The 10,103-nt window shown below is 56.6% G+C and carries 10 protein-coding genes and 2 pseudogenes; 5 read left to right on the top strand and 7 right to left on the bottom strand.

The genetic code is table 11. The annotated features are described in order from the left end of the window. Nucleotides 1-7 precede the first annotated feature (7 nt). Entirely contained in the window at nt 8-220 is a 213-nt protein-coding gene (locus QJT82_RS44395) for a transposase (RefSeq protein WP_264641920.1), read from the bottom strand. Nucleotides 221-325: 105 nt separating this feature from the next. Between QJT82_RS44395 and QJT82_RS44390 the strand changes: the two are divergent. Then, nucleotides 326-471: pseudogene (locus tag QJT82_RS44390) on the top strand (TrbI/VirB10 family protein); the annotation flags it as partial. Between the two features lie 179 nt (nt 472-650). On the opposite strand, the gene QJT82_RS44385 reads toward QJT82_RS44390, so the two are convergent. Beyond that, entirely contained in the window at nt 651-854 is a 204-nt protein-coding gene (locus QJT82_RS44385) for a polysaccharide deacetylase family protein (protein ID WP_223154120.1), read from the bottom strand. 324 nt (nt 855-1,178) lie between these two features. On the opposite strand from QJT82_RS44385, the gene QJT82_RS44380 reads away from it, so the two are divergent. Beyond that, nucleotides 1,179-1,364, top strand: coding sequence for a hypothetical protein (locus QJT82_RS44380; RefSeq protein ID WP_011082864.1), 186 nt, complete (start codon nt 1,179-1,181; stop codon nt 1,362-1,364). 82 nt (nt 1,365-1,446) lie between these two features. Here QJT82_RS44380 and QJT82_RS44375 read toward each other — a convergent pair whose 3' ends face one another. From QJT82_RS44375 to QJT82_RS44360, 4 genes are all read right to left on the bottom strand, one after another. Beyond that, the gene (locus QJT82_RS44375; RefSeq protein ID WP_014490262.1) at nt 1,447-1,686 is read right to left on the bottom strand and encodes a recombinase family protein; all 240 of its coding nucleotides are present in this window, start codon (nt 1,684-1,686) and stop codon (nt 1,447-1,449) included. 64 nt (nt 1,687-1,750) lie between these two features. Continuing rightward, nucleotides 1,751-3,331 (bottom strand): recombinase family protein, encoded by a 1,581-nt coding sequence (locus QJT82_RS44370; RefSeq protein ID WP_129964814.1) that lies wholly within the window; start codon nt 3,329-3,331, stop codon nt 1,751-1,753. Nucleotides 3,332-3,423: 92 nt separating this feature from the next. Then, complete coding sequence (locus QJT82_RS44365; protein ID WP_011082861.1) at nt 3,424-3,711, bottom strand: hypothetical protein; 288 nt, start codon at nt 3,709-3,711, stop codon at nt 3,424-3,426. Between the two features lie 96 nt (nt 3,712-3,807). After that, nucleotides 3,808-4,650: an acetoacetate decarboxylase family protein gene (locus tag QJT82_RS44360; RefSeq protein ID WP_011082860.1), complete on the bottom strand. Its 843-nt coding sequence runs from the start codon at nt 4,648-4,650 to the stop codon at nt 3,808-3,810. A 1,182-nt stretch (nt 4,651-5,832) separates the two neighbouring features. Between QJT82_RS44360 and QJT82_RS44355 the strand changes: the two genes are divergently transcribed. Further along, nucleotides 5,833-6,591 carry a glucose 1-dehydrogenase gene (locus tag QJT82_RS44355; RefSeq protein WP_011082858.1) on the top strand — a complete coding sequence of 253 codons (759 nt, stop codon included), beginning with the start codon at nt 5,833-5,835 and terminating at the stop codon, nt 6,589-6,591. Between the two features lie 45 nt (nt 6,592-6,636). Beyond that, complete coding sequence (locus QJT82_RS44350; protein WP_011082857.1) at nt 6,637-8,397, top strand: oleate hydratase; 1,761 nt, start codon at nt 6,637-6,639, stop codon at nt 8,395-8,397. Here QJT82_RS44350 and QJT82_RS44345 read toward each other — a convergent pair whose 3' ends face one another. Then, on the bottom strand, nt 8,398-8,823 hold the full coding sequence (locus QJT82_RS44345) for a hypothetical protein (protein WP_223153801.1): 426 nt from the start codon (nt 8,821-8,823) through the stop codon (nt 8,398-8,400). It abuts the gene before it with no gap. A 309-nt stretch (nt 8,824-9,132) separates the two neighbouring features. Between QJT82_RS44345 and QJT82_RS44340 the strand changes: the two are divergent. Further along, nucleotides 9,133-9,366, top strand: a pseudogene (locus QJT82_RS44340) (ATP-binding protein); the annotation flags it as partial. Nucleotides 9,367-10,103 lie beyond the last annotated feature (737 nt).

Below are 10,103 nucleotides of genomic sequence, written 5' to 3'. Positions count from 1 at the left end.
GCGATCATCATCGCGCCGCGACACTGACTCGCCATCCTGATCGCCGCGCTCTTCCGACCCAGATCGTCGCGCTATATGTCGACAGCCCGTTACGTCGTGCCGTGACCGACACCAGACGTGGCCCGCCATAGCTCTCGGTGACGATTCGCTGCTTTTCTTCCAATGTCCAACGACGTCGAGCGCCTGTCGAGACGACTTCAAGTCGGGAAACCTTCGGCATAGGCATATGGTCAGTCATACGCCTATGTCTTCATCCTCCATCAAACCGCACAAGGCGGTCCTCCCCGGAGCGATACGTCGTCTATGCCGAGTCGCTGGACGACCTAGCAGCATCAGCCAGACTGGCCAGCAGATCTGCAGCGCCAGCTCAACATCCAGCCGACGCTGACCATCCGGCCAGGTTTCCCCGTGCGGGTCATCGTTACCCGCGATTTGGTATTGGCACCCTACGGCAAGGGAGGAACGCCATGACGAAGCTCAAACTCGGTCCGCTACGCGACATCCCGGTCTGGCGTATCTTGATCCATCATGCGTTGCCGAACGCGGCCGTGCCATATTGACGGTGCTCGGGTTGCTTGTTGGGGGAGTGGTCACGGGCTCAATCCTTGTTGAGACGGTGTTTTCGTGGCCCGGGATGGGCAATCTGCTTATCACGTCGATCGGCAGCTGTGGTGCGCTACGGTGTGGCCCTGGGCGGCCATACGCCGCACGAGCTCGGGAAATTCCGCCGAGGATCGGCCCACCAGAAAGAACGTGGCTCGCGCGCATTCCTGTGCGAGCGCAGCCAACACCTTATCCGTGTTCGGCGGCCGCGGTCCGTCATCGAAGGTGAGGACGACTTCATAGTCCGCCATCTGCGAGTTCGGTTTGATTCTACGCTTCATCGCGCGATTCAAACACGGTGCACCTTTGTGTGTCGATATAATTAATGACTCAATACGTGTTATACAAAAGAATACAACTTAAACGTTGACATGGCCGAATGGTATTTCCTATCGTCGCATCCAGAAAACCTCGTACGGCAGGCGTAAGCCATCTTGCGCGCCGGCAGTTTGCCGAAGGCGTAACTGACGATCGTAGAGCGCTCCGTAGGGAGCGCTCTACGTATTTGAGCAACGCGGCCGGCAAAAGCCGGCATCTGATGGCCCCGGCACGCTCCGAAAAGGTGGTAATAACCCGTGCGAGACCTGATCATCGAAGCCTTTGACAGCGTCATCCGCTGCGAGATCGCGGAAGCAGACGACGTTCGCAAGGAAATCGCCCAGCGCGGCGCCTACTGGGCCGGCGACGAGATATGGAAGCTGGGCCGCCAAGTCGCCGCGCTGCGCAAGCGTATCGCCGAGCTGGAAGAAACCGACGCATGATCTCAGCAGACCGCGAGTATCTGCTCGATGCCCCTCTAGAACCGTGGCTTCAATCGCTTCGAGCGGCACCGTGCGCCGGTTATCACAGAAACCAGTTTCCTTCATGCGCGTGCAGATCGTTTGCCTCAGCAGTCATCCACTGCTCGCGCGGGTTTTCGCGGCTGATGCGCTTGCCGGTCTCCGGGACCTTTATGAACCTTTGGCGGTTCCAGATGATCCGCCCGGCGTACTGAAGGATGCCGTTCAAGCGCTTGCGGCTACCGTCAATGGTCGAGGCGTTCCAGGCGCCGCCACGTGGCCCGGGTACGCCTTTCTTGTTCAAGGCAGTTGCGATGTCGCGTGGCGAGTTGCCGCCTTCAACGGCTTCTTCATCTGCGGTGTTAGACTCACGAAGGCTTTTCCTTGCCGACGCATTCGATGAGGAAGCGTGACAGCGCTTCGAACGTGTCAAATCGGTTTATGGTGCGGCCCTTATAGACTTCCTTTGAGAACCAGAACATGCGACGACTGAAGGTGAGCCACGCCGAGGGCATCAAGACATAGTCGAAGATCGCTTCGTTCTTCTCGTCCAGCCGAACCGCGACAACCCATCCCTTCGGCCACCTCACGCGGTATTGCAGCGTCCAGCGCAAGGGCCGGTTTTCATAGTTGCGGCATCTCGCGACCCGAAAGACGACATTCACGACATTGTCGATTCGAAGACATTCAGTCGAAGCATTGAGGGTGGCACTGCGACCAAGTCTCTCGAAGGCGTCTCGAAGGCGAGCAGCATTGCTAAGCTGAAGGGCGGCCCACCGTTGGTGCGACGCGTATTTGTCAAACCATTCTTGATTGCCGTTGTACCCAATAAGACGGTAGATGTTCCGCAGCGCGCCGAAGTGCAAAACATACGATGACATGGACGGCAGTCCCGGACTTGAATTGATAATCGTCTTACTAAGCTTGCCTTTCTTCATCAGGACCTTACGGAGCCGAAGCAACATTTCCTCTTCGGGAATGCTGACGCGCCCCTCACCCATAATCTTTTGCGCGCGCCGGAATGCGTCGCGATGGACGATAGGTTCGATGGCATTCTCTTTTCTGATCCAGAGCTCCCTTGGGTTGCGCGTCACCTTGGCGCCAAGTTCTCTGCTTTTGCGATTGTAGGTCAGAACGCCGATATAAGCTTCGTTCCGGAGGAGGTCACCGACAGCCTTTCCAAGCCACGGTCTTCCCTGGCTATTCAAGATCCCTCGCTGGTTGAGCTCTCGGGCAATGGTGGCCTGCGATTTGTGACGGAGATATTCGTGGAGAATCCAATTCACGATCTCGACTTGATCGGGCGCACCGGGGATGAGCTTGACATGGTCGGTAAGCAAAGATTTGCGCTGGCCGATCGTTAAAATGCCCTTCGGTCTGCATTGATCGTCGACGAGACGTCGTTGGAACGCGTAAGCCGTAGGGCCGCCCATTTTGAAGCCGCGATGCGTCAGCCGGACTGACCCTGCGAAAACTTTGGCGGAGAGTTCCCGACTGAACTCAGCCGCCATCACTCTCTTAATATTCTTCATGATGCTGGCGAGAAGGCTTCCGTCATTGTCGAATTGCTCCGCGCAATAAGCAACCTCGACGCCCGCCCTGCGGCAGATGAACTCGTAGTGCGCGCTCTCGTCAACGTCCTGAAAGCGTCCCCATCGGCTCACGTCGAAGACAAGCAGATGAGCGAAGTCAGCGCGTCCCGATTGCACGTCTTCAACCAGTTCGGTAAGGCCCCCCCGGTTTTCGATTCTGAGGCCGCTTTCTCCCTCGTCACGATAGGTGTGGACGATGGTTAGCTTGTGAAGTTCGGCGTAGGTCGCGATGACCACTGCCTGATTCTCAATCGAGTATTGCTGGTAATCCGTCGACATGCGGACATACTGCGCCGCCCGTCGCGCTTTCTGCGACTGAGGCAGACGTTTCGCGTGTACAACAAGGGTGTTCCCCATGTTGCCTCCCCGCGGCTATATCGCGCCGCGCTGTATTGCGCATCGCAAACCATTTAGGCGCATCATCAAGTCCGCGCCATCGGAAAGTGTATTCAGAAAGAGTCAACTGCTATGTCGTTTTTCTTGAAAGCACGTTGCGGCGGGCGAAGCGAGCTGCAGAGAAATGCGGGTTTGCGCTTTTGGGCCCGTAGCCGACATGTCCGGCGCAGCTCTTTCGTCTGCTTCTGACGAGGCAACCAGCAGGATATCGTCGTTGTCCTTGTCGATGATGTTGAACGCCCATCCATCATGGCTGTGGCGATCGCCACGTCGGCCTTCTTCTCCTTATTGCCGCTATTCTTGTTGTAGACGTGGGTCTTGAAGCCGGCCTTGTCGACCATCTTCCAGAATGAGTCGCCGGGGAGGTGAACCCCACATACCGCCCGTCAGCTGGCAAACCGACAGCGCTGGCAGCAATTTAGGATTGGATGAATTCTTCAAGCTCGTCGATCATCGTTTACCGGGTTTGATTCCTCCGAAAGGATATCAATGGCCTCGAGCCTTGCGTCATACTCCTCGTATGTGCCGAGCAGGGCTTGGCCAACTGTCAAGTTGTGCACGGGATCGATAATCGAGGGGGAGTCGTAAGTTAGGGAGGTTGGTCCAGTAAATAGAACTTCTTCGCCACGCTCGTCGCGTCGCAACGTTCGGTCCGTACACCATTTGACGAGTTGCGTGACCTCTCCCTTCCCGGACTCAATGATGGGCGGCAGCTGCCGAACCGAGTAGAAATTCGTCCGCGCAGAATACATCTGCCGCGAATCCGAGCTCATGCGCTCGTCTGGTTGAGCGGTAAGGGTCAGCAGGCGCTTGCCTTTCGGACGCTCGAGCGTACCCTGAATTAGACCGCCTTCTCTGATCAGTCTAATGTGCGCCAGCTTTTTTGGAGCACCAAGAACCTCTCGTCCCGAGGCGAGAGCTGCATCATTTACCGTCACGTAAATGTAAGGGATGTAGTAGCCAGTCTCGCCGTCGGGATCACGAACTTGAATTCCTGAATAGCACTCCAAGTATGGCCCGACAGTGCTTGAGCGATAGCTCGCGACCCCCACAATGGCGATTGCAGGGTTTGCTGCAGGTGCTAGTTCCTTCGGCAATAAACAATTCGCCTCGTGCCCCACGCTGAACATAAGGTTTATGGCTTGGCAGCCGAGAAACGCACCGCCACGATTTTTGCCCCCATGGTAAAGAGGCGCATCAAGCGGAATGCCTTTGACGTCGGGCATCGCATCCTCCTTGATCTCAGAACAATTCGCGCGGTTGGAGATTGAGCTATTCATCTCACCGCGCCTCTCCGGTTGTTGAAGCGCCCCTGAAGCGACTGTACTGCGCTGGCAGCGATGTGGGTTCGGTAGTCCGTGCGGCACATCGATCCGGTGATAGCGATCTTCGCTACGCGAGGCCGCAGTGCCGTTTCTGCGCCTTGCACCTCAATCCGCCGGATTAAACGATCCGAAAACATCCGACACGCTTGACCTTTTCCATTCTAGAAGCCGGCAGCTGTCCTGTGCTGCCGGATGCGCCTGATTGTGCATCCATTCCGGCGGAGCCTGCTCACCGATGATGACGTCAAGGCGAGTGGGTGATTCCTATTTGTCTATCAGTCGTTATGCAACGTCGATGCCAGGCACCTCGTGCGGTTTATACGGCTCACTGGCTGACGTCAAATTGGGTACGAGTGACCCGACAACTTTCGACCCTTGTTCTGTTGCCTTCCTCGCTTGTCCGATTGACGACGCGATGTCGAAAGCCCGACATGATCAAGTATCCGGACAGAAAGTCGATGAGGCTCTCTCACGAGTTTTCGCAACAGCCTCGATTAAACCAGATCAGCGTAACATTGTCGCTGCGCATGGTCGAAAACGCAGGCCCTGACATCGCCGTCTCGGTGGAGAGTCGGAAGACCTCCGGCGCCTGTGCAAGAGTCACGTGAGGCTGACTTCCCATCAGAGTCTCGGCGCGCCGATTGCACGGAATGGATACTCCAATTCGCAAGACTAAGGAGAACCTCATGCGTTCTGCGCCCCACTTTTCGATCCACAAGGAGCTCAGCACCGTTCGGCACCGGTATCGCTCCGCTCGCGGGTACCGATCCTATCTCCGAAACCGGAGGAAATTCGGTCGCAAATTGTCGGCGTCTAGAAGGCGGGGTAGTTCGGCAAAGCCAATGCAATAATCCAAAGGATGGCTAACGCCTGAGCGGCGGAAGCATGTTCGCGACGTGAAATCGTTATCGAAGTGCTTTAGCGCCAATTTACACGGGTACTGCGCACAGGCTTTGGGAATCAAAGATGATACGTAGCAGAGGGCAGATCGCCAAGAGTCCGGGGCGTGGTGCAGACCGCAACTCTTGGCTTGCCCGACTTTCAATGCTCGTTCTCAACCATTTTGATCAACACGCCCGTCATCCTTTTTGATGCTGAAAACCCCTGCACCGCCACTGATCGAGGGAACCAAGAGTTATGGGACGTGTGAGCGAAAAAGTCATTTTGGTAACCGGCGGGGCTCAAGGGATGGGGGCCGCTCATGCGCGCCTGCTGGTAGCCGAGGGCGCGAAAGTCGTGATCACCGATATTCTTGACAATGAAGGAGCGACTTTCGCGGCCGAACTTGGCCCATCCGCGATCTATGTGCGTCAAGACGTCGCTCAGCCAGGGGAATGGTGCCAGGCGATTGCGGCTGCGGAGGGCAAGTTCGGCGCGGTGCACGGCCTCGTCAACAATGCAGGCATAGCGAGTATGGCTCCCATCGAGCGGTTCCCGCTCGAGCAGTGGGAGAAGACCCTGGCTGTCAATCTCACCGGTGTATTCTTGGGAATGCAGACTGCCCTACCTGCGATGCGCCGCGCGGGCGGAGGCTCGATCGTCAACATCTCGTCGGTCGAGGGGATGAGGGGTAGTCCTGGGCTTCACGCCTATGTTGCTTCCAAGTTCGGCGTGCGGGGCATAACGAAGTCCGCTGCCTTGGAGGCCGCCGCGTCCGGCGTTCGCATAAACTCTATCCATCCGGGCTTCATCAACACTCGGATGACAGAGAACATCGATCTTTCCAGTTTTCCAATTCCGCTCGCGCGGCCAGCCGAGCCGCAGGAAGTGTCACAGGCAGTCTTGTTCCTGCTTAGCGACGAGTCCTCTTATCTTACCGGCTCCGAAATCGTCGTCGATGGCGGTCTGACGATCGGCGTCCCGCAGAAGGGTCAGGCGGTCGAAAACATCTTCTGACTATCAGCGGACGGATTGTCACATCAAACGAGATCGAATGTCGCGATGTATTACACCAGTGGAAATTACGAAGCTTTTGCTCGGCCCCGCAAACCCGCCGGCGTGGATAGCAAGACAGCATGGTTCGTTGGTTCGGGGTTGGCTGCGCTCTCCGGCGCGGCCTTCTTGATCCGCGACGGGCAGTTGCGTGGCGACCGTATCACCATCCTCGAACGACAGACGGTTCCGGGGGGCGCGTTGGACGGTTGTCAGGATCCGGAAAGGGGATTCGTGATTCGAGGTGGTAGAGAGATGGAGGATCATTTCGAGTGTCTCTGGGATCTGTTTCGTTCGATCCCATCGCTCGAACTTGAAGGCGCCAGCGTGCTCGATGAGTTTTACTGGCTGAACAAGGATGATCCGAACTACACACTACGGCGGGCGACGGTGAAGCAGGGGCAGGATGCCCATACCGATGGCCTCTTCACACTGAGCGAACAGGCCCAGAAAGAGCTGATTGCCCTTTTTCTTGCCACTCGTAAGCAGATGGAGACCAAGCGCATCGACGAAGTGTTCGGAAGAGATTTCTTCAACAGCAATTTCTGGCTCTATTGGCGGACCATGTTCGCCTTTGAAGAATGGCATTCAGCCCTCGAGATGAAACTTTATCTGCATCGATTCATCCACCATATCGGCGGCCTGCCGGATTTCAGTACGCTGAAGTTTACCAAATACAATCAATATGAATCGCTCGTTCTGCCGTTATCCAAATGGCTGTTGGCGCAAGGCGTCAACTTTCGCTACGGGGTCGGAGTCACCGATATCGATTTCGACATAAAGCGTGGCCGCAAGCAAGCCACAGCCATCCGCTGGCTGGAGAATGGCATTGAGGGCAGTCTCATTATTGGCGCCGACGATCTTGTTTTCATGACGATCGGGTCGCTGACCGAAAACTCGGACATGGGGGACCATCACACGGCCGCCAGGCTCAACGAAGGACCGGCGCCCGCCTGGGATCTGTGGCGGCGTATTGCGGCCAAAGATGCGGCCTTTGGACGCCCAAATGTCTTTTGCGGCAATATTCCTGCAAGCAAATGGGAATCGGCGACGATCACGACCCTGGACAAACGCATTCCAGCATACATCCGCAAGATCGCCAAACGCGATCCGTTCAGCGGCAAGGTTGTCACAGGAGGCATCGTTACGGTGAAAGATTCGAGCTGGTTGCTCAGTTGGACCACAAATCGCCAGCCGCATTTCAAGCGCCAGCCCAGCGATCAAGTCGTCGTCTGGGTCTATTCGCTATTCGTCGATAAAGCCGGCGACTACGTGAGGAAACCGATGCAAGATTGTACGGGCGAGGAAATCACGCAAGAATGGCTTTATCACCTCGGTGTGCCGGTTGCGAGTATACCGGAACTCGCCGCTGGGGCCGCCAAGACGGTCCCGGTGATGATGCCCTACGTCACTTCCTTCTTCATGCCGCGGCAGGCGGGCGACCGGCCAGATGTTGTGCCGAAAGATGCGGTCAATTTCGCCTTCATCGGCCAGTTCGCGGAGTCGGGTGAACGGGATTGTATCTTCACGACGGAATACTCCGTTCGGACCGCGATGGAAGCCGTGTATATCCTCCTCAAGATTGAACGTGGCGTGCCCGAGGTATTCAACTCGACCTATGATATTCGCAAGCTGCTTGCAGCAATGGGTAGACTGCGCGACGGCAATGAAATTGAGATCCCGGGACCTGCGTTCCTGCGCGAGCTCATTCTAAAAAAGATTGAAGCGACTGAGCTTGGCGAACTACTCAATAAATATCACCTGAGGTGATTAAGGCAGCGGACGCTGCGGCTTCGCTCGGATAGAGAAGCGCTGTCCTGCGCCGTGACGGCTCGGACTCGCCAAGGCGCGGATCAAACGTTCGCGCCGATCTTCCAGGCAACCTTTAGGCGTACTCTGGAATTCGGTGTTCTTTCGGCTTGATGTTATTCTCGCCACACGCATCCGATTAACCTCTTGCCACGAGGTGAGGGCGAAACTAGCTAGTGGCTCGTCACAGTGATCTTGATGGTTTGATACCGGCCAGCTTAGGATAGGCAAGTTTTCTGGCGGCACAAGGACTTCGATGCTTCTGGGGATGCAGGATTCGGCGGGTGGCCGTCCGGACATGTGCGAATAGGTATAGATGAACGCCAGATAATGGCCCTGCTTCTCGGTAAAGCGTGCGCCTGGTTTTTGACTCATGGATCGATTCATCCGTGCCTCCTTAGTCGTCCGTGAAGAACAGGTAAGGGGCTGATCTGGAGTCGTTGTTTTTCGGCTGCGGCGATTTTGTGATTGCAGGCTTTGACAGTGCGGTAGCTCGGAACCTGCAATTTGCAGTTTGAGATTCCCTCGAATCGCACGGCATGATTCGGCGCTCGTATCGGGAGGAGCCGATGCGACCGAAGAAGCCGAAGGCGACGGACGAAGGTGATCTGTTCCGGGCCAGGCTCAAGCAGGTCATCAACATGGAGCACGAACTGGTTCAGCACGCCGGCAAGATCAATTGGGACTGGATCGACTATCGACATGAAGGCGCCGCGCGGGCTCGACAAGCCGCTGTTCCAAAAGCTCGTCGCCGGCGAGTGGATCGACCGGCATCAGAACCTGCTCATCATCGGCCCGACCGGCGTCTGCAAGAGCTGGATTGCTTGCGCCTTGGGCCACAAGGCCTGCCGCGACAACCGCTCCGTGCTCTGTCAGCGGCTGCCGCGGCTGTTCGAGGCGCTTGCCCTCGCGCGGGGCGACGGCCGATGGTTGGGTTGCCGATGAGCTCCGCGCTTTGACTTCCTTGTAGACGTTGCTGATCGACATCGCGGATGTTGCGACACCGCGCCATCGACGAACCGCGTTCGGATGCGAGATCGGCGTGATAGCCATCGATCTTGGCGAGCATCTCCTGCACGAGCGCCGGATCAAAGTCGATAGCGACTGCTGCTGACTTTGCCGTCGTTTGTCCCTGTTGCGTTGCTTGGCCTCGGCGAGCTCTCATGCGCTTGACCTTGCCGATGATGGCGTTGCGAGATACGCATCGCCACCCCTCGCAGACACCGAGTGGCCCGCGCTCCACATGCATTGCAGAAGCGACACCTCCTCAGAATCCCATGCCGATGTGGCTTGATTGACCATCGTTCGTCATCGTCACGAGCACGAGTCGATGGTCGTTTTGATTGTCGCCAAAAGCAGTGCGTGTCGATGTTTACGCTTGTTCGCCGCTATTCGATGTTCGGAAAGGTTTTTGGCTGCGACGATCGGCCTGCCTTATAAAATAGGCAGACGAACGTGTATTTATGCCTGCGGTTGCATCGTGTCCGGAAAGTTGATCCGCTTACGTTAACGGCTGTTGACAACATGCGTTAACGGCGTTGCAATCACCAGCACGACAAACGGCGGTGAGTTTACCAACTAACAACAGCAGCTAGTACCCACTTTTCTTGGAACGTGAGTCGTGATTCAAGGTCGGGATGATACCCGAAGCAAGAGAAGTCCGCCTT

Source organism: Bradyrhizobium sp. Mp19, assembly GCF_029952935.1.
Lineage (GTDB): Bacteria > Pseudomonadota > Alphaproteobacteria > Rhizobiales > Xanthobacteraceae > Bradyrhizobium > Bradyrhizobium elkanii.
The sequence above is the reverse complement of the archived record's forward strand: the minus strand, read 5'-3'. Positions and strand labels throughout refer to the sequence as shown.

What these genes read in the sequence shown, in the direction of transcription:
- QJT82_RS44355 (WP_011082858.1), top strand. Translation starts at nt 5,833, where the DNA reads ATGGGACGTGTGAGCGAAAAAGTCATTTTGGTAACCGGCGGGGCTCAA.
- QJT82_RS44385 (WP_223154120.1), bottom strand. Translation starts at nt 854, where the DNA reads ATGGCGGACTATGAAGTCGTCCTCACCTTCGATGACGGACCGCGGCCG.
- QJT82_RS44395 (WP_264641920.1), bottom strand. Translation starts at nt 220, where the DNA reads ATGCCGAAGGTTTCCCGACTTGAAGTCGTCTCGACAGGCGCTCGACGT.
- QJT82_RS44350 (WP_011082857.1), top strand. Translation starts at nt 6,637, where the DNA reads ATGTATTACACCAGTGGAAATTACGAAGCTTTTGCTCGGCCCCGCAAA.
- QJT82_RS44365 (WP_011082861.1), bottom strand. Translation starts at nt 3,711, where the DNA reads ATGGTCGACAAGGCCGGCTTCAAGACCCACGTCTACAACAAGAATAGC.
- QJT82_RS44345 (WP_223153801.1), bottom strand. Translation starts at nt 8,823, where the DNA reads ATGAATCGATCCATGAGTCAAAAACCAGGCGCACGCTTTACCGAGAAG.
- QJT82_RS44360 (WP_011082860.1), bottom strand. Translation starts at nt 4,650, where the DNA reads ATGAATAGCTCAATCTCCAACCGCGCGAATTGTTCTGAGATCAAGGAG.
- QJT82_RS44370 (WP_129964814.1), bottom strand. Translation starts at nt 3,331, where the DNA reads ATGGGGAACACCCTTGTTGTACACGCGAAACGTCTGCCTCAGTCGCAG.